We start from the raw sequence: 19,056 nt of genomic DNA, 5'->3' as shown, positions 1-19,056 counted from the left end.
CTCAAGACCATGAGCACAATCCAGCGTCACCTCATCCCGTTCGTCGCCGCGACGGCGGCCGTCATCGCCCTCCCGGCGACCGCATACGCCTGCCCGCCACCGCCCAAGTTCGTCACCCCTTCGGGCAACATCTGGTGCCTGGTCCCGACCGGCTTCGACGGCAGCAACGGCGTCGTCTGCGAGATCCGGGACCACACCTACACCCCGCCGGCCAAGCCGGCGAACTGCCACCTGGACTGGGGCGATCGCGTCAGCCTGAAACCGGGCAGCGCTCCCGAGGTGCACTGCCACGGCGACACCATCTTCGACACCGGAATGCCCACGCTGGCCTACGGCCAGACGCGGTCGGCCGGACCGATGAAGTGCGAGTCGCAACCCGCCGGCGTCACCTGCACCGACACCGGCACCGGACACTTCTTCCGGATGTCGCGCGAATCCCTCGAACTCGGCTAGGGGTTCGCACAACTGCTGGACTGATCATTCCGCCATCTCGTCGAATCCTGTCCGACGGAGCGCCGCCCCCCGCTAGCGTGACAACGGTCGAGTTCGATGTAACGGGGGGCGAATCATGACGCGGGTAGCGGCGTGGGTTGGTGCTGGACTCTTCACGGCGGGCATGTCGGCGGCTGTACTCGCCGGGGCGGGAACCGCCAACGCCGAGGAGGGTGGCGCGTCGAAGCAGGACGCGAAGCCGTCGACCACGCAGAACGACGCAAAGCCGCAGTCTCAGCACCGGAAGGCGCGCTCGGCGAAGCAACAGCCGAAATCCGAAGTCTCAGGTGTCACGGCCACCGACACGAAGGCCAAGAAGACAGGTCCGGAGAAGGCTCGGACCGCGATACGGGACTCGGTCCGCGACGTTCGGAAAGCGGTACGCGACGTGGGCGATGCCACCCGCGACGTTGTCGACGACGCGACCCGCAGCGTCACCGAGAAGACGGCACGCACGGCTGAGATCCGGGTCCGGCCACCGATCGGCATCCGGCCAGCCCTCGCAGGGCCACGCGACGGCGTGAGCGCCCCGGCGTTGCGACCGAAGTCGGCAACCGAACTGCGTGACAGCCTGATCGGGACATTGCGCGACGTTGCGAAGCCGGCCGACCCGGACCAAGCTGACGCGCGCCCCGAAGGCCTCGCCGCGGCAACCGCGGCCCGACAGAACGATCCGGTCGAGGCGATCCACGATGTGATCCGCAGCCTCGGAGCGCTGACCCTCAATCCCGAACCGCAGAACTATCCCAAGCCGTTGTCGGTGATCAGTGGCGCCATCTTCGACACCCTGGCCACTCTCGAACGCGCCGTCGGCGGGGACCCGGTGGTCCCGCCGGAACTGCGCGACTCCGTCGAGGTCAGCACGTCCACCCTGGTCATCTCCGAAGGCCACGAGGTCGAATCCAATTGGTATTTCCCCACATCCGCGAACGGTGAGCCACCGACCCGGATGATCTATCTGCAGCACGGCTTCCTCGCGAACGGACCGCTCTACAGCTACACCGCGTCGTATCTGGCCCACACGACCAACAGCATCGTCGTCACCACCACCTTCACGTCGAACCCGTTCGAGGAAGACGGCATGTGGCTCGGTGGCGACAACCTGCACGAGGCGGTCGCGCAGTTGTTCCTCGATCCCGACCGCACGGCGCTCAACGCCAGCATGGACACCGCCGAGCTGAAGGCCGGCCGCACCGAGAATCTCGACGTGCCGACGCAGTTCGTCCTCGTCGGGCACTCGCTGGGCGGCGGGTTCGCGCCCGGGGTCGCCGGGTACTACGCCGAGGGGCTGAGCCGCCGGCGCGAGCAGGGTCTGGATGCGCCCAACGACCTTGCCGGCGTGGTGATTTACGACGCCGTGCCGATGGGCTCGATCATCCCCGACGCCATGGACCGGCTCGACGCGCTGGAAACGAACGGGACCGCCGACCCCAGTGACGACGATCCGAACGACTACATCCCGATCTACGAGATCGGCGCCCCGCTGAACTTCCTCAACGTGTTCAGCGACGTCAACGACCAGCTGACGGAAGCGCGGCCGGGCCAGTTCACCGGCGTCGTCCTCGAAGGCGGCGTGCACATGGATCCGATGCAGGGCGGCAACCCACTGATCCAGGTCGCCGCCTATGCCATCGCCGGGTTCCCGCAGCCGCAGAACCCGCTGGCCGTTCGCGAGCTGTCCGCCGGGTGGATCAACGACATGTTCGACGAGAAGATCGATCCCACGACCGGGACCTGCCAAGTCGACTGTGCGGGGCAGTACGGCGACGGGGACGATTCGTTCACCATCACCACATCCAGAGGCGACGCCGTAGCGGTGCTGATCGGCACCCAGAAGGCCACCGACCTCACCTCACTGCACGCCATCAGCCTGACCGACTTCGTCTCCGCGATCCCGGCCGGCGTGCTCAACGGGCTGCAGACCACGTGCGAGCTGTTCACCGGGGGCACATGCTCGGTGTAGCGACCACTGCGTAGACGTTCGCCACGTCTGCGGCGTGGAACCATGGGACGCATGAGCGTCGTTGCGGCACACCGCACTCTGCTGAGCCGTCTGCTGCCCGACGACCGTCTCGACGACCTGTAAGTACGTCAAGGGCAATTCCACACCGTGGTCATCGGATCAGATCGCGTCGTATGCCTTCCTCGCACTCGCGCAGCAGCGGACCGGTTGCCCGGGCGGGCGACCTCATTACGCACACTCGCAGGCCTCGAGCTCGGGTTCCGCACCCCTGAGCCTCTCCTCCAGGGCGGTGCGCCCGGTACCGACGAGACTCCGTTCTTGTTGCTCAGCAGAATTCCCGGGGAACCGCTTGGCAACGACGCACTCGATGATGACCAGCTGGTCGAAACTGTGGCCGAGCAGTACGCCGCATTGTTGTCTGCTCTGGCGCGAGCCGGCACCAACGAGACGGTACGAGCAGAACTTCCTGCGGCCCCGGAAGCCCGATGGCACGAATTCGCCGAGAGCGTCCGCGCGGAGCTGTTCCAGCTCATGTCCCACACCGGCCGCCTCCGGGCCGAGCGGGAACTCGCAGCACTGGACAACCTTCCTCATCTCACCCACGCAGTCGTCCACGGCGACCTCGGTGCTGAGAACGTGTTGTGGGAGTGGCGGGATGGCCTGCCGCATCTTTCCGGAGTCCTCGATTGGGACGATGTAGCCCTGAGCGACCAGGCCGAGGACCTCGCAGCGATCGGTGCCAGCTACGGAGGCGAATTCCTGGACCGAGTGCTCACCCTGCACAACTGGTCAAACCACGGACTCCCTGATCGCATAGCCCCGATCTGCGGCACATTCGCTCTGCAGCAAGCCCTCTACGCAATCCGTGACGGTGACGAAGACGAACTTGCTGACGGTCTGGCCGCCTACCGCTGAGTGAACACCGGGCGCAGCCCGCGGCCACGGACGTAGTGTTCAGACATGACTGAGCAACTACCCAAGACCGCGCTGGAGTTGCGGTCGTTGGTGACACCGGACGGCACGCTCGAGTTGTCGCTGCACGAGGTCGAGGTTCCCGCCCCTGGGCCCGACGAAGTCGTGGTCCGGGTCGAAGCATCGCCGGTCAACCCGTCGGACCTGGGCCTGCTGATCCCCAGCGTGGCCGACATGTCCGCGGCGACGGTCACGGGCACCCCGGAACGTCCCGTGGTCACCGCACCGCTGCGCGAAGGAGCGCTGGCCGGTCTGTCGGCCCGCATCGGCGACTCACTTCCGGTCGGCAACGAAGGCGCGGGCACCGTGGTGGCAGCGGGGTCGTCGCCGGCGGCGCAGGAGCTGGTGGGCAAGACGGTCGGGATCGCCGGCGGCGCGATGTACTCGCAGTACCGCGTGGTCAACGCGGCGGCATGCCTGGTGCTGCCCGACGGGGCCACGGCGAAGGAAGGCGCATCGTCGTTCGTCAACCCGCTGACGGCGCTGGGAATGCTGGAAACCATGCGCCGCGAGGGACATTCGGCCCTGGTGCACACGGCGGCGGCGTCGAATCTGGGCCAGATGCTCGTCAAGGCGTGCCTCGCCGATGAGGTGCCGCTGGTCAACATCGTCCGCAAGGCCGAACAGGAAGGGATTCTGCGCGGGCTGGGGGCGGTCCACATCTGCAACTCGGCGTCCCCGTCGTTCGAGGCCGATCTCGTCGAGGCGCTCAAAGCGACGTCGGCGACGCTGGCGTTCGACGCCACCGGCGGTGGCACGTTGGCCAGCCAGATCCTCAACGGCATGGAGCAGGCAGCCAGCGCGACCGCTGCGCAGTACTCCCGATACGGGTCGTCCGTGCACAAGCAGGTGTACATCTACGGCAGCCTCGACACCAGCCCCACCGTCCTCACCCGGAACTTCGGTATGGCCTGGGGCGTGGGCGGCTGGCTGCTGACGCCATTTCTCGCCGGTGCGGGGCCGGAGACCATCGCCAAGCTGCGCGCCCGCGTCGCCGCGGAGCTCACCACGACGTTCGCGAGCACCTACACCCAAGAGGTCTCACTGGCCGGCCTACTCAAGCCCGATGCGTTCAACAGCTACCTGAAGAAGGCCACCGGCGAGAAATTCCTGGTGACGCCTCAGGCGGTCCCGTAACCGCCGTAGGCCTCACGCATCGTTCCCGCCGTCGCCCTTCTTGTCGGCAGACGTCCCGGCATCGGCCGGCTTCGCGTCGGTGGGCTTGGCCTCTTCTACGGCACCCTTGCCCGTCAACTTCTGCACGGCCTTGCCGACGGCCTTGACCGAGCCGTTCACGTTCGACTTCACCTCATTGCGCAGCTGGGCAAGTGGATTGGCCTTCGTGACGTTGAGCTTCGGCCGCTTCTTGACCGTGACCGGCGCGGCGTCGTCAGCAGCGGAATCCAGCGCCTCCGCTTTGGTGCCCTGACCCTCGTCTACTCCTTCGACCGACGCGACGTTGACGAGCTTGGGCTGCGGCTTCGGAAGTTCGGTCGGTGAGCCGGACTCCACCGCCTTCGGGAAGCCGAGAGAACGCGCCCCGATGGCGGGTCCGGGTGTCACGCCGCCGGCATCCGGGTTGAAGATGCGTTGCAGCAGTTGGCCAAAGGGGGTGTCGGGGCCGCCGGTGGCCTCGGCCAGGGCGACGTGGAGTGCCGCTGTGCCGCCGACCTCGAAGTAGTAGCTCGTCACATTGTCGAAGGCGAAGTTGGCGACATCAGAGATCACCGGAAGGTTGGTGTCGGCCAGTGCAAGCAATGCCGCGTCGCTGAGGAAGTAGCCGACACCGGTCAACCCGGCGGGCGCGCTCGGCTCCTCGGTGGGGTAGTAGACGTCGTCCTCGAGGACCCACGGACCGTAGTCGCCGTTGAACGCCGCGGCGATATCGTCGAACGTGACGTCGGTCAGCAGTACCGGATTGAGCGCCCCCAGCGCGGCCAAACTGGTGATCGCTTGCACCGCGGACGGGTTGAAGATCTGTTGCAGCAGTTGGCCAAAGGCGGTGTCGGGGCCGCCGGTGGCCTCGGCCAGGGCGACGTGGAGTGCCGCTGCGCCGCCGACCTCGAAGTAGTAGCTGGTGATGTTGCTGTAGGCGAAGTCGGCGGCATCGGAGATGAGGGGGAGGTTGGTGTCGACCAGGGACAGCAGCGCGGCGTCGCTGAGGAAGTAGCCCAGGCCGGTCAGTCCGGATGGGGCACTCGGCTCCTCGGTGGGGTAGTAGGCGTCGTCCTCGAGGACCCACGGGCCGTACTCGCCGTTGAACGCCGCGGCGAGATCGTCGAACGTGACATCGCTCAGCGGCATCGGATACAGCGCCGCCAACAGCCGCAGCTGGTCGACCGTGAGGGTGCGCGCGGCCGGCCCCGGAGTTGCTGCCGTGACCGCCTCCGGTTGTGGACGCGCCGGCGGCGGGGCTGCCCCGACCAGCACGGCCGTACTTGCGAGAGCGATGCCAGCCACGAGAATCGGTCGAGCGCTCATGTTCCCCCTGTGCGAATGCTGTTAAATTGACGTGAGGGTAACAAGGGTCACCGCTCACGGCATCCGGAAGCCGGGTGCGCGACTCACCCGGTGTCACAAACAGGGGTCCATATGCGACAACCCAACATGGAGACAGCACGGACGCATCGTGTCCTCGGAGCCGTCGCGGTCTTGACCGGGGGCGTGCCCGTCGGCTTCCTCAACCTCCCGGCCGCTGCAGCGGCCCCCTGCCCCGATGTGGAAGTCGTCTTTGCCCGCGGCACCACCGAGCCGCCCGGCGTCGGGGGAGTGGGGCAGGCGTTCGTCGATTCGCTGCGTTCGAGGATCGGCGGGCGATCGCTGGGGGTGTACGCGGTCAACTACCCGGCCACCAACGACTTCGCGAACAGCTCGACCGCCGGCGCCAGGGACGCCAGCGCCCACATCCAGTCGATGGCGGCCAACTGTCCCAACACCAAGATGGTGCTCGGCGGGTTCTCCCAGGGTGCCGCCGTCATCGATATGGCGAGTACGGATCTTCCGCCTGATGTCAGTGGCCACGTCGCGGCGGTGGCCGACTTCGGCGGTCCCAGAACCCTTTTCGCCGACAGCCTGTCGCCCGGACCGCTTCCGGCGATCAGCCCGCTCTACGCGGGAAAGATGATCGACATGTGTGTGCCCAACGATCCGATCTGTTTTGAAGGTGGCTGGGACATGCGCGCACACAACGCCTACATCCAGACCGGGCGGGTCGAGGATGCGGCGGCCTATGCCGCGGGCCGGCTGTAGTCGATCCGCGCAATATCCCGCTGTGCTGTGGGTCCAGACGACACAATGGGCCGCATGGCGGCTGGACTGACCCGAATTCGACACACCCTGCAACAAGTGACCGAATCGGTGCACGCGGTCAAGCGGCTCACCGACACCGGCATCATCGACCTGAAAGATCTGAAGTCGACGGTTCGGGCTGCGAAACTCGCGCCCGTTTACGGACCTCAGGCGACGATGGCGATCCAGGGTGGGCACAGATATCCGACCTTGCCGGCGATCGTCGACGAGCGCGGGCAGATGACGTATCAGCAGGTCGACGATCAATCGTGGGCGTTTGCGCGTGGCTTGCAGTCTCTGGGCGTCACGGCGGGATCGGTCGTCGGCGTGCTGTGCCGCGACCACCGCGGTCTGGCTCTCGCCATGGCTGCGTGTGGCAAGCTCGGCGCCCGGATGGTGCTGATGAACACCGGGTTCGCCAAACCCCAGTTCGCTCAGGTCTGCGACCGCGAGAAGGTCGACGTGATGCTGCACGACAGCGAGTTCCTCGGTCTGCTCGACGCGCTGCCCGCCGATCTGCCTCGCGTGCTCACGTGGGTGGATGACGGCGCCGAGCTGCCCGCAGGAGCGCAGACGCTCGACGACATCATCACCGCGAATTCCACTGCGCCACTTCCCCCGCCACCGAAGGTCGGCGGCTCGGTCATCCTGACCAGCGGTACGACCGGCCTACCCAAGGGGGCGCCGCGCGGTGCGGTGTCTCCACTGGCGACGGCGCAGATCATCGACCGAATCCCGTTCCCCCGCAAGGGAACCATGGTCATCGTCTCACCGATCTTCCACAGCACGGGGTGGGCCACCTACGGGGTCGGCGCGGCATTCGGCAACAAGATCGTGACTGCCAGGCGGTTCAATGCCGAGGGCACACTGAAGCTCATCGCCGAACACCGGGCCGACATGCTGGTGGCGGTCCCGACGATGCTGCACCGGATGGTCGAACTCGGCCCCGACGTCATCGGCCGGTACGACACGTCGTCGCTGAAGGTGATCCTCATCGCCGGGTCGGCACTGAGCCCTGAGCTGTCCACGCGGGTGCAGGACACGTTCGGCGATGTCCTCTACAACATGTACGGCTCGACCGAGTGCGCCATCGCCTCAGTCGCCACCCCTGCCGAGCTCCGCGCCGCGCCCGGCACCGCGGGCCGCGCGCCGGTCACCTGCGAGGTGGTGCTCTACGACGAGAACGACCAGCGCATTGAGGGCCGCAACCGTCGCGGTCGGATCTTCGTCCGCAACGGCGCGCCGTTCCAGGGCTACACCGATGGCCGCAACAAGCAGATCATCGACGGCTACATGTCCAGCGGCGACATGGGCCACTTCGACGACGACGGGCTGCTGTTCGTCGAGGGTCGCGACGACGACATGATCGTCTCCGGCGGCGAGAACGTCTTCCCGCAGGAAGTGGAGAACCTGTTGGAGCAACGCGCCGACGTCGCCGAGGTGGCTGTCGTGGGTGTCGACGACGTCGAGTTCGGAAAGCGGTTGCGCGCCTTCATTGTTTCCGAGCCCGGTGCGGCGCAGGACCCCGCAGACATCAAGCAGCACGTCAAAGAGAACCTGGCGCGCCACAAGGTGCCCCGCGACGTGGTGTTCATCGACGAACTACCGAGGAACGCCACCGGCAAGCTGCTGCGCCGGGTGTTGGTCGAGATGAAGGTCGATACCTGACCGGAGGCCGGCTACCAAACGCGCACGTAATCCACGAGCATGTCGGCCGGGTAGGTCCCGCCGCTGGGGTCTTCTCCGCCGGAGCCCGCGACCGCGAGGTTCAACACCACGAACATCGTGTAGCCGGGCTGGCTGAACGGCCAGTCGGGGAGCTGGCTCGCCGAAACCTCGAAGTAGGGCTTCGCGCCTTCGGTGTAGTCCTGCCAGAACCGGGCGCCGTTGGCGTCCCACTGGGTGCGCCAGGTGTGCCAGCCGGTGTCGACGGCGATGTTGTGGGTCTCCCACTCGCCGCCGTTGGACTTGGCGTGCACGGTGGTGGCCGACGGCCATTTGCCGTTGCCGTACCACTCGACGATGTCGAGCTCACCCTCGCCCAGGGTGCCCAGCCAGAATGCCGGCCAGGCGCCCGGGGTCAGACAGTTGAACTTGATCCGCGCCTCCCAGGTGTGCCCGGCACCGCCCTCCCACACGCTGGCCAGCTTGGCGCCGTAATAGGCGTCGCCTTCCTTGGTGGCCCGGATGACGAGGTTCCCCTTGCCGTCGAGGAACGCGTTCTTGCGATCGTCGCGGTACTGGCCGATGCGGCCGGGCTGCTCCCAGTAGGTGGGGTCCTTGATGGTCTCGCGGGCCTTCGCGATGGTCCACTTCGACGCGTTCGGGGCGGAGCCCGCTGCCCCGTCGAATTCGTCCGCGAACACGTAGTTCGTCGCAGCCTGCGGCGCTGAGGGCGCCGGAACGGGTGGTGTCTGGGGCTTGGTCGGGAGTGCCTGAGCCTGCGGGGCGGGCAGTGCCGCCGCCATCACGCCCAGACCTGACAACATCATCATTTTTCGACGATCCAAGTTGGCCATGTTGGACCACGATAGCGGTGCGGCGTGCGCAAGTAGGGATCGAGCGGTTTTGCCAGCGGGCAGTTCGGTTCAGATCATTTCCATAGGAAACGCTTCATCCCTGCTCAGCCAGCGCGGGGACAGTGGGTTGTATGACCACGCCGATCGAATCATCACGCCGCGCGAGCACGCACTCCGCGTCCGGTATCCGGCGTCGCGACTGGCCGCTGAGCGTGCCGGCCGCCGGACTCGTACTCGCCGGCGCGGTCGTTGCTCTCCTGCTCAGTGTCGCCACCGACGGGCAGTGGGCGACGGTGCTGGCCTCACTCGCCGGTTTCGCGACCGCCATCACGGTGATCGCGGCCGCGGTGATCAGCTGGGAACACGTCGTCGTCAACGCCCGCACCGCCGGGTTGGTCGAGTTCGAGGTCGAATCCCGCTAACTGCCAGGGGCGGGTCTGCCCGCCGGTACAGGTGGCAGTCGTGACCCGCCAGCTAAGTGCGGCACCTTCCGTGGCGGATGCCCCGGCCAATCCTGCTGTCCCCGAGGCGTGTTCGTGTGAGATGCTCTGCGCGTCAATTTATGGACACCGGGTCGGGGCGACTTCAGGAGTGCAATCGTGAGACTTGTCATGGGCTTCATCCCGGCGATGGTTCTCGCCGGGACGGCTGTCGGTTTCGCGGGCCCGGCTGCCGCCGAAGAGCTCAACGGCACCTATCGCTATGACCATGACGGTCCGTCGACGTGGAGCACCTGGACCGTCACGTCCTGTGGCGCGGGATGCGCCGACGTGTCGGCCACCGGCGGCGCGAACTGGGCGCCCTATGGCGGCCAGGCCCACCTGGACAGCGGGCGCTGGACGATGGTGAGCCCCTGGCCCGACGCGGGGACCTGCGAGGGCGCCCCGCTCGTCGCCTCACGCACGCTCTCCTGGGACGACGCGACACTGACCGGCAATGGCTTCGCGACCTGGGAGAAGAGCGACTGTGGCCCGGCCGAGCGCAGTGAGCGATTCTCGTTCACCTTGACGAAGCTCTCCTAGAACGCCAGTGCTGACGGGTTGAGATTGCGTCCAGGGTCGTGATTCCTGCCGGATCACAGCCCTGTGTGCAATTTCAACGCGCCGTCCACCCCCGCGAAGGTATGGCCTCGAAATCGATTGACAGTCGGTCCAGTTCGGCGTGGCATCCACCGGCGCGCCGCGTTCGACGACGACCCAGCTCTGCCATAGTCGTGGATTGTGGGTAGTCAGAACATGCACTACTGGCGGCGGTCGTTCTGGGCGCTCGTGGGTGTGGCTGTCCTGGGCTTCGGGTCGGCCGTGTTGCGCGTCGCGCAGGTCGGCGTGGATCCCTACACCGCGGCCAACATCGGCATCAGCAACACGATCGGTCTCGACCTCGGCACGTACCAGCTCATCAGCAATGCGGTGCTGCTGATCCCCGTTTTCTTCTTCGGCCGTATGTACATCGGGATCGGCTCGGTCATCAACATGGTGATGACCGGGTACTTCGTCCAATGGTTCTCGGCCCTGTTGGGCCCGATGGTCCCAAGCGAGCCGACCCGGCTGGTGCAGACCGTGATGTTCCTCGTCGGAATCACGTTGTTCGCCGCCGGTGCGTCGATGTACATGACCGCCGCGCTGGGCAATGCCCCGTACGACGCGATTGCCCCGATCATCGTCGATCACACGCGCCTGCCGTACCGGGTGGTGCGGGTGGCCCAGGACCTCTTGTTCGTCGCGTTGGCATTGGCGTTCCACGGACAGGTCGGCATCGGGACCGTGATGACCGCGTTCTTCGCCGGTCCGCTGATCGACTTTTTCACCGAGAAGGTCAACAAGCCGCTGATGAAGAAGGACCTGGCAGCACTCGAGGCGTTTCAGGAACGCGTCAAGACCACCCGCTGGCACTTCTGACGGGTGGATCGGGCAGATTCGGGTAAATCGTTGGTGTAGCCAGGCTTTCAAGCCTCGCCGCCCTCAAGCTCTCCCGATATCCCGCGTTCGATCTGCGCCAGGGTTCGCTCGGGCAACACCATGAGGCCGTCGAGTTCTCGTCGAGCCAGGCTGTATGCCCGCGCGCGTTCCTGCGGAGTTGCGGTGGTGTCCGAAGCCACCAGCAACAGGCTCTGGGCCCGGCTGACCCGCTGCTGTTCGGCCTCGGAGAAGTGGCGGCGCCGCGTCCGGATGGCCTCGTTTTCGGCGACGTGAAACGCCGATGCGTAGTCCTCGACCGCCTCGCGGTATTCGGCAAAGCCGTCGCGGTCGTTGACGAGGGCTTCCGCGGCGATCGGTCTGAGCAGATCTGCCCGCAGCTTTGCGCGGTGGAACTGCTGGGTGACGGGCTCGCGCATATCGGTCATGAGCGGGTAGTTCAGCAGCTTCACCAGGTCGAGCTCGTATTCCAACCACCGGGTGTCGGTCCGGTCGTGTTCTTCGATGGTGCGGCGGATCGCTCGCCACCGACCTGATTCGTTGGCGGGGGACTGGTCGGGCCCTGGATCCACATCTGTGTCGCCAGCCGATTGGATGCCTCGGCCGCGAACCGCTCCCAGCCCCTTCATCGCCGCCACGATCACGCCGATCACCGGGACAAGGATGATCAGCAGTTCCACCAGCCGGATGAGCAGTCCCACCTTGCCAGGATGCCACCGCTGGACCCGTCGGTCAGGCGGCTACGGTCTCCTCGGCGCCGCCCGGGTCCGGTTTCGGGATCTGGTAGACGGCGTACACGCCATCCATTTCGATCGATCGTGGATATAGCCGCAGCCGTCCATGGCGCGCTGGATGAGGTCGAGCTGTGGGCGGGTGTCCAGCGAACTGGCGGCGATCAGCACCCCTCCGGGTTTCACCAGCCGAAACACGTTGGCCACGAACGTCGCCGCCGAATATTCCGAGCATCTCGATGAGTTGTTGGGTGTGGGCACCGATCTCGTCCACCAGCCGGTCGCTGACGACGAGGTCCTCGATGATGTCGCGCCTGAGCAACTCGAATCGTCGGATTCGACCAGCCCCCGCGCCACCGCTGCATCGCGCGCATGGCGCAGCGCGCGATCGCCGATGTCGATCAGCGTGAGCTCCACACCTGTTGTGCCCGAGGTGGTTCCGATCGCATCAAGGACGGGTATGGCCGCTCCGCAGGCGATGCTGGTCCACCTGGTCGCATCGGCACCGGTGCCGATATGCCGCCCGGCGATCCCCGACGTGATCGCCGCGCGCTTGCGGAAGGCGACGGCATCGAGCGATTGGATGAAGGTACTGGCGTGAGTGGTCGGCTACCCGAATTCGGGCCGACCAGCCACCTGGTGAAGTCCTGAGAAATAGTTGCCAGATCTCTGGCAATAATTGTCGTTGGTGTGAAATACTCCCCGCAATCAGACGATCCGGGGGGCGGAAGAATGCTGAAATCCTTGAGGTGCCAACTGTTCACGGCCACGCTTGGCGTGAGCGCGTTAGCAGCGGCGAGTACGTTCGCCATGGATCTGCCGGACAGCTTCTGGGCCGCGCCCTCGGCGCAACCGAGCGCTTCGTCCGTGCCGGCGTCACCGCAATGGACCCTGCTGGCCACCCCGAATTCGCTGATCTCCACGGGTGTCAAGGGTCAGCAAACCGGCGTAGTGACGGCCGTCAAGGTTCCTGGCGGCACGGTTCTGCAGTTCTCCCAACCTTCACACATCTCCGACCCGCCGGACGCTGCGGCGGGTGCCCGCCTATCCACGCTGGGTGCGGCACGCCGAACCAACGCTGGAATGCGCAATGGTGCAGCGACTTTCGCGCCGACAGGTGGCGGAGGGGGCGAAGTAACCGCCGTGCTGGCCACGCCCGACGGTGCCACCCTGGTGACGGCGCCGTCGCTGGCTGACCTGCCCGGGCAGATCGCAGGAGTGCTCGGGGATATCGGCGGGAACATCCCGGTGGTCTCGATCTTCATCCGAAACGGGGATGAGGCCAACCCGAACGCCGGGCTGCTGATCGGCAATGGCTACAGCTATGCGGTGGACGAATCCCCGACCGCCCTGGGTCGTAACGGCGGCAATGGCGGGTTCCTGCTCGGCGATGGTGGCGACGGCGAGGGTGGAGGGACAGTCGGTGGAACCGGCATCGTCGGTGGCCGTGGCGGCAACGCGGGGTTGCTCGGCGGCAACGGTGGTGGCGGCGGAGAAGGCGGCTTTACTTTCGCTTCTAGCCCAGGCGATTTGAAGGGCATCGAAGGCGGTGCGGGCGGCAACGCCGGCATGCTCGGCGCCGGCGGCGCCGGTGGCCGAGGCGGTTACGTGTCCAATACTGGCGGCAACGCGACCGGCGGCACCGGTGGCCAGGGTGGCGGTGGTGGTTGGCTGTCCGGCCAGGCGGGCAACGGTGGAAAGGGCGGTGGTGCCATCATCTCCGACGACACGGACACCGCGACCGGTGGGCAAGGCGGCAAGGGCGGCGATGCCGGGTTGTCCGGGACTGGCGGCCGGGGCGGCGCCGGCGGTGATTATGTCTTCTCGGGCGGCATCTCGATCGGCGGCCAAGGCGGCGAAGGCGGTCGCGGCGGAGTGCTGACCGGAGCCGGTGGTGGCGGTGGCAACGGCGGCAGCAGTACCGGTGACGACACTGCCTCGCGTGGTGGTACAGGCGGACGCGGTGGTGACGCCCGCGGCCACGGCAGTGGCGGAGGCGGGGGTAACGGCGGGCAGGCTGACTACCGCGGCGGCGACGGAGGCGACGGAGGGGCCGGTGGTATCACCGGCGGTGACGGCGGCCAGGGCGGTCTCGGTGGCAACAGCGCCACCAGCACCTCCGGCGGCGGCGGTAAAGGCGGCAATGGCGGCCGCGGCGGGACCGGCGGACGCGGCGGTAACGGCGGTAAAGGAGGGTCAGGCACCCACGGCGGCAACGGCGGCAACGGCGGGGCCGGCGATCCCGGCGGTTCCGGCGGCGAGGGCGGCGCGGGTACCCAGGGCGGCGGCGCGCACGGCGAGAACGGTTGATGCCCTGGGGATTCTCCCGTTCCGTGGTGCCTCCGCCATCCTTGGATCCGACCTTGTTCTCGATCGGCAAAAAGCTCTAGCCACTTTGGTCCCATCTGCCCCAAATGGCGGATTCTTGTCAGTGGTCGAACGTATGTTCGAGTCATGGCCGGCATGGCGATGCTCGACCGGGACACGGTGCACACAGCGCTGGCCGGTCACCGCGCCGCCACTGAGTCCCTGGTCGACGCTGATTTCAGTGGGTTCGATACCGCGGAGTTGCTGGCGATCCAGTCCGAGCGCGAGCGTCAGGCGCGCACTGGATCGGTGATCGATCATCGGATTCAGGCGGCGTTGGTGGCTCGGGCCACCCCGCGCGAGATCGGTGCCAAGAGCTGGGTGGATGTTTTGGCCACCCGGATGCGGATCAGCCGCAAGGAGGCTGCACGGCGGGTGGCGGCCGCGACGGAGCTGGCGCCGCGGCACGCGGTCGGTGGTGAGGTGTTGGAGCCGCTGCTACCGGCGTGCGCGGCGGCGTTGCTGGCCGGGGCGATCAACGCCGAGCACATCACGGTTGTCAGCGACACGCTGGCCGCGGCGGCGCGTTATGTCAGTGCGGCCGAACTGGCCCAGATCGAGGCGGACCTGGTGGCTGCCGCGACCCGCGAGACCCCCGAAACTCTCAAGTTGGGGGCTGACAAGCTGTTGTATCTGCTCGATCAGGACGGCGAGGGCCCGGATGTGGCGGCGCATCGGCGCGGGCTGCGGATGGGTAAACAGGATGCCGACGGGTTGGTTCATGTTGACGGGTGGCTCGATGCGGAGACTGCCGCGTATTTGGGCGCGGTCACTGGCGCCTGGGGTGCTCCGGGTGTCAACAATCCCGATGATCCCGAACCGATCCACAACCCCACCCCGAACCCGCTCGACACCCCCGCCCCCGACATCGCTGTGCCCGTCGGCGGTGTGTTCGATCCTGAGGCCGCTGTTCCGGAAACCACCGCCGACGAACCTGAACCCGGCGCCGACAGTGCCCAGGCCCAGGCCCAGGCTCAGGCTCGGGTGCAGGCCGAGGCGGCTGCCCGCGACACCCGCACTCAATCCCAGCGCAATCACGACGCGCTCAAGGCGGTCCTGCGCGAAATCCTGATGTCCAAACAACTCGGCCGCCACGGCGGCCTGCCGGTCACCGTGGTGGTGTCCACCACGCTGGCCGAACTGGAGGCCGGGGCGGGTATTGCGGTCACCGGGTCAGGTATCCGGATGCCGATGCCGGATCTGATTCGGCTGGCCTCGCACAGCTTTCACTACCTCACCATCTACAAACACCACACCGCAGAACCGCTGTACCTGGCCCGCACCAAACGGTTGGCCACCAAAGCGCAGCGCCTGCTGCTGTACGCCCGTGACCGCGGATGCACCCGCCCGGGCTGCACCCAACCGGCCGATCATTGCGAAGCCCATCACGCCCAGGCCGACTGGCAACACGGCGGCCAGACCAACGCCCCGCACCTCACCTTGGGCTGCGGACCCGACAACCGCCTGGTCGGGCTGGGCTGGACCACCGGCGTCGACCCCGCCACCGGCCGCGTCCACTGGCACCCACCACCGCTGATGAACACCGGCCAAGACACCATCAACCACCACTTCCACCCCGAGGAACTACTCGCCCCACCCGACGAAGCCGACGACGGGTGAAACCCCTCCCGGATTCACCGGCTTCAATCATTCTGAACCAGAGCATGATTGAAATCGACCATGCAGCCAGACGCTCATCGCCGGCAAGGGCGCAAAGATGGTCGCGGACCTCTCACGCGGCGTCAGGGTTGAACCCGACGGGCGACGCCTACGATGCGTAGGTGGGAGCAGGATCCTGGCCGGCGCACATTCCGGTGGTGACCGTCGGACGGCCGGCCACCGCGCGCGCCGGTGTTCCCCGCCCCGGAATCGCCCGTGTACTGCAGGATCGCACCGGTCTGGTGGTGATCGCCGCGCCCGCGGGATACGGCAAGACCACCGCGGTCGGGCAATGGGACGACGCCGACGAACGCCCGTTCGCCTGGGCGCGGCTGGACAACCTCGACAACGACCCCGCGCATCTGCTGCTGCATCTCGCCACGGCGCTGAACCAGATCAAGCCCATCGACCCGGCGGTGCTGAACTACCTGCAGGGCGCCGGCCGCGCCGAAACCCAACTGGTGTCGGCATTCGTCCGGGCCCTCGAGAGCTGCGGGCCCGTCGTCCTGGTGCTCGACGACGTTCACGAGTTGTCGGCGAGTGCAGCCGTCGACACCCTGCGCGCAGTGGTGGACCTGGCTCCGAACTCGACGACGCTGGCGCTGATCGGCCGGCAGATGCCCACGCTCGACCTGGCGCGACGCCGACTGCAGGGCTATGTCGTCGAGATCGGAATTCCGGAGCTGAAGCTGTCCGGATCCGAAGGCGCAGCCGCATTCGCGGCCCTCGGCGCCGGCATGGACAAGGCCACGATCGCACGCGTTCTCGACAAATGTGAGGGCTGGGCGGCCGGCGTGGTCATGGCCGCGTTGGCGCTGCGCGACGGCGCACCCGCTGAGGCCGTGACCGGCAGGCACCGGCTGGTGGCCGACTATCTGGTCGAAGAGGTACTCAGTCAGCTCGAACCCGACACCGTCACGTTTCTGACGGAATCAGCGGTCCTGGACCGCTTTTGCGCCGACGAGCTCGACGCGCTGCTCGGACGTACCGATTCGGCTGCGATGCTCGACGCGATCACCCACTCGGGCAACATGTTTCTGGTTTCCCTTGACGCCCAAGGTGTCTGGTACCGCTATCACCAGCTGTTCGGTGACCTGTTGCGCGCCCGATTGCGCGACCGTGACCCGGACCGGTTTCGGGAGCTGGCGGCGAGGGCGGCGGATCGGCTGGCCCAGGCCGGCGACGTCGACGGCGCGTTGACCCAGGCGCTGGCCGCCGACGACCGAGCCCAGGCGGCCGCGCTGGTGGGCATGGACGCCGTCCGGTTGGGTTTCGACGGCCGTGTCGGTGTGCTGGCCCGGCGGCTCAGCCTGATCGACGAGCAGACCTTCACCGATTACCCCGACGCGGCGATCGCGCGGGCGTGGCTGGGTGTGATGAACGGCGATGCCGAGTTGATCCAGCGGTCATTGCTGACCGCGAGCGCGGCGGACACCGGTGAACCGCTTTCCGACGGCACGCCCTCGGTCGAGGTGGCTGCGGCGCTGATCGGTTCACTGATCGGTGTCGGGGGCGTGGGGGAGGTCATCCGCCATGCCGAAACAGTTTGTAGCGCAGGCGATCACCTGGTGAATCCGTGGTGGGGCGCGGCCACCACCATGAAGGGCACCGCGCTGTCCATGCTCGGCGAAGCCGCGCAGGCGCGGGCCACCCTGGAATCCGCGCTGCCGGTGACCGAAGACCTGCCCGGATTCCAGGCTGCCGCGCTGGCACATCTCGCCGCACTGGACCTGCTCGACGGTGACCTGTCGGCCGCCGTCGAGCACACCGCGTCGGCGCGCTCGATCGTCGACTCACGGGACTTGTCCGACATGGTCCCGATGGTGGTGGTCTACGCCGTCGATGCGCTGGTCCGGGCCCGGCGTGGCGATGTGGCCGGAGCGCGCTCGGCCGTCAGCGCGACCGAGCGGCTCGTCGACCGGCTGGGCGATCTGTCCGCCCGCACCGCGTTGATGGCGCACGTGCTGGTCGCCGGTGCCGCAGTCGAGATCGACGACACCGAACTGTGCGACCGGCACCTGGCCGAGGCGCAACGCGCCCACCGGCGTGAAACCGAGGCCGTCGGCGTCGGGCAATGGCTGGACCGGATCCGAACCCTGTCGGCAGCCCGTACGGCCCGCGGTGCACGGTCGTCGCTGACGACGGCGGAGCTGCGGCTGTTGCCCTACCTGGCCACCCATCTGTCTCTGCAGCGCATTGCCGACGAGCTGATCCTGGGCCGGGAAACCGTGAAGAGCCAGGCCACGTCGATTTACCGAAAGCTCGCCGTTTCCTCGCGCGCCGCGGCGGTGGCCGAAGCCGACCGGCTGGGGCTGCTCAGCGAGTCCGCGCGAGCCGCCGCGCGAACGGCAACAGCATCAGAAACTCGGCGATCAGCACGACGGTGATCATCACGACCACCTTGGGATCGTCGAAGTTCTGGCCTGCGACCACGAACGCCGCTGCGGCGTTGCGCTGAGCGGTCCCCAGCGCCAGCACTTCCCGTGTCCCGGGACCGCCCATGAGCCAACCGATTCCGGCGCAGATCACTGTGTAGATCACGGCCGCCAGGATGCCGAACGTGCCGAAAACCGATAGCACGCTGTTGAAATGGGCGGCAATCGTGAACGCGATCACCAGGATCATGCTGACGGTGGAGACCTTCGCGATCACGGGCTGGAGCCGGGCGGCGACGCCGGGTCCGCGGGCCCGCAGCAGCAGGCCCGCGGCCAGCGGGATGAGCATCAGCACCACGAGGGACATCGCGATCTGGGCGGGGTTGACCGCGGTGCCCGAGACGAAGATCGGCAGGATCAGCGGCACATATCCCACCGTTACCACCATCAACAGCACCATCAGGCCCACCGCGAAGGCCATGTCGGCCTTCGCGAACTCGGCGAGCTTGATCAGGAACGGTGCGCCGGCCGCGAGCCCGCACAACAGCAGCCCGATCCCGAGCGGGTCGTCCAGGTCGAACACCCGCCACAGCCCGAACGCGGCCAGTGGGGCCAGCACGAAGTTGGCCGCCAGGGACAGTGCCACCACACGGATGTTCTTGAGCGGGGCCAGAATCTGGCCGACGGTCAAGCCCAGTCCGACCGCCAGGGTGCTCGATACGACGAAGAAGACGACGGCGATATTCGAACCCTGCAGCAGGAGATCGTTCATGC

Annotated in this window: 16 protein-coding genes and 1 pseudogene; 13 read left to right on the top strand and 4 right to left on the bottom strand. The window is 67.2% G+C overall.

Annotation, left to right across the window (positions count from 1 at the left end; genetic code table 11):
• The first annotated feature begins 9 nt into the window (after window positions 1-9).
• The 4 genes and pseudogenes from TX88_RS21970 (at window position 10) to TX88_RS21955 (ending at window position 4,564) form a co-directional block, all read left to right on the top strand.
• Window positions 10-453, top strand: coding sequence for a DUF6636 domain-containing protein (locus tag TX88_RS21970; protein ID WP_044521641.1), 444 nt, complete (start codon window positions 10-12; stop codon window positions 451-453).
• Window positions 454-616: 163 nt separating this feature from the next.
• Window positions 617-2,455 (top strand): hypothetical protein, encoded by a 1,839-nt coding sequence (locus TX88_RS21965; RefSeq protein ID WP_044520012.1) that lies wholly within the window; start codon window positions 617-619, stop codon window positions 2,453-2,455.
• Between the two features lie 51 nt (window positions 2,456-2,506).
• A pseudogene (gene vph / locus TX88_RS21960) lies at window positions 2,507-3,370 on the top strand (viomycin phosphotransferase).
• A gap of 45 nt (window positions 3,371-3,415) precedes the next feature.
• Window positions 3,416-4,564, top strand: coding sequence for a zinc-binding dehydrogenase (locus TX88_RS21955; RefSeq protein ID WP_044520011.1), 1,149 nt, complete (start codon window positions 3,416-3,418; stop codon window positions 4,562-4,564).
• Window positions 4,565-4,576: 12 nt separating this feature from the next.
• On the opposite strand, the gene TX88_RS21950 is transcribed toward TX88_RS21955, so the two are convergent.
• Window positions 4,577-5,908, bottom strand: a complete 1,332-nt coding sequence (locus TX88_RS21950; RefSeq protein ID WP_162563198.1) for a hypothetical protein — start codon at window positions 5,906-5,908, stop codon at window positions 4,577-4,579.
• A gap of 111 nt (window positions 5,909-6,019) precedes the next feature.
• Between TX88_RS21950 and TX88_RS21945 the strand changes: the two genes are divergently transcribed.
• A complete protein-coding gene (locus TX88_RS21945) occupies window positions 6,020-6,676 on the top strand; it encodes a cutinase family protein (protein WP_244438567.1) in 657 nt (218 codons plus the stop codon).
• A gap of 54 nt (window positions 6,677-6,730) precedes the next feature.
• Complete coding sequence (locus TX88_RS21940; protein WP_044521640.1) at window positions 6,731-8,383, top strand: acyl-CoA synthetase; 1,653 nt, start codon at window positions 6,731-6,733, stop codon at window positions 8,381-8,383.
• 11 nt (window positions 8,384-8,394) lie between these two features.
• Here TX88_RS21940 and TX88_RS21935 read toward each other — a convergent pair whose 3' ends face one another.
• Window positions 8,395-9,234, bottom strand: a complete 840-nt coding sequence (locus TX88_RS21935; RefSeq protein WP_044520008.1) for a glycoside hydrolase family 16 protein — start codon at window positions 9,232-9,234, stop codon at window positions 8,395-8,397.
• 131 nt (window positions 9,235-9,365) lie between these two features.
• Between TX88_RS21935 and TX88_RS21930 the strand changes: the two genes are divergently transcribed.
• The 3 genes from TX88_RS21930 (at window position 9,366) to TX88_RS21920 (ending at window position 11,132) form a co-directional block, all read left to right on the top strand.
• Window positions 9,366-9,656: a hypothetical protein gene (locus tag TX88_RS21930; protein ID WP_244438565.1), complete on the top strand. Its 291-nt coding sequence runs from the start codon at window positions 9,366-9,368 to the stop codon at window positions 9,654-9,656.
• Window positions 9,657-9,833: 177 nt separating this feature from the next.
• On the top strand, window positions 9,834-10,256 hold the full coding sequence (locus TX88_RS32870; RefSeq protein WP_162563197.1) for a hypothetical protein: 423 nt from the start codon (window positions 9,834-9,836) through the stop codon (window positions 10,254-10,256).
• 198 nt (window positions 10,257-10,454) lie between these two features.
• Window positions 10,455-11,132 carry a YczE/YyaS/YitT family protein gene (locus TX88_RS21920; RefSeq protein WP_235732594.1) on the top strand — a complete coding sequence of 226 codons (678 nt, stop codon included), beginning with the start codon at window positions 10,455-10,457 and terminating at the stop codon, window positions 11,130-11,132.
• 47 nt (window positions 11,133-11,179) lie between these two features.
• Here TX88_RS21920 and TX88_RS21915 read toward each other — a convergent pair whose 3' ends face one another.
• Window positions 11,180-11,851, bottom strand: coding sequence for a hypothetical protein (locus tag TX88_RS21915; RefSeq protein ID WP_044520006.1), 672 nt, complete (start codon window positions 11,849-11,851; stop codon window positions 11,180-11,182).
• Window positions 11,852-12,023: 172 nt separating this feature from the next.
• On the opposite strand from TX88_RS21915, the gene TX88_RS21910 reads away from it, so the two are divergent.
• From TX88_RS21910 to TX88_RS21895, 4 genes are all read left to right on the top strand, one after another.
• Window positions 12,024-12,482 (top strand): hypothetical protein, encoded by a 459-nt coding sequence (locus tag TX88_RS21910; RefSeq protein ID WP_162563196.1) that lies wholly within the window; start codon window positions 12,024-12,026, stop codon window positions 12,480-12,482.
• 176 nt (window positions 12,483-12,658) lie between these two features.
• Window positions 12,659-14,191 (top strand): hypothetical protein, encoded by a 1,533-nt coding sequence (locus TX88_RS35600; protein WP_162563195.1) that lies wholly within the window; start codon window positions 12,659-12,661, stop codon window positions 14,189-14,191.
• A gap of 144 nt (window positions 14,192-14,335) precedes the next feature.
• Window positions 14,336-15,868: an HNH endonuclease signature motif containing protein gene (locus TX88_RS21900; protein ID WP_049925265.1), complete on the top strand. Its 1,533-nt coding sequence runs from the start codon at window positions 14,336-14,338 to the stop codon at window positions 15,866-15,868.
• Between the two features lie 161 nt (window positions 15,869-16,029).
• Window positions 16,030-18,294: a winged helix-turn-helix domain-containing protein gene (locus TX88_RS21895; protein ID WP_084622056.1), complete on the top strand. Its 2,265-nt coding sequence runs from the start codon at window positions 16,030-16,032 to the stop codon at window positions 18,292-18,294.
• Here the strand turns inward: TX88_RS21895 and TX88_RS21890 are convergent.
• On the bottom strand, window positions 18,224-19,054 hold the full coding sequence (locus TX88_RS21890; protein ID WP_044521620.1) for a bile acid:sodium symporter family protein: 831 nt from the start codon (window positions 19,052-19,054) through the stop codon (window positions 18,224-18,226). The genes TX88_RS21895 and TX88_RS21890 overlap by 71 nt on opposite strands.
• Window positions 19,055-19,056 lie beyond the last annotated feature (2 nt).

The organism is Mycolicibacterium septicum DSM 44393, from assembly GCF_000455325.1.
GTDB classification, from domain to species: Bacteria; Actinomycetota; Actinomycetes; order Mycobacteriales; family Mycobacteriaceae; genus Mycobacterium; species Mycobacterium septicum.
The sequence above is the reverse complement of the archived record's forward strand: the minus strand, read 5'-3'. Positions and strand labels throughout refer to the sequence as shown.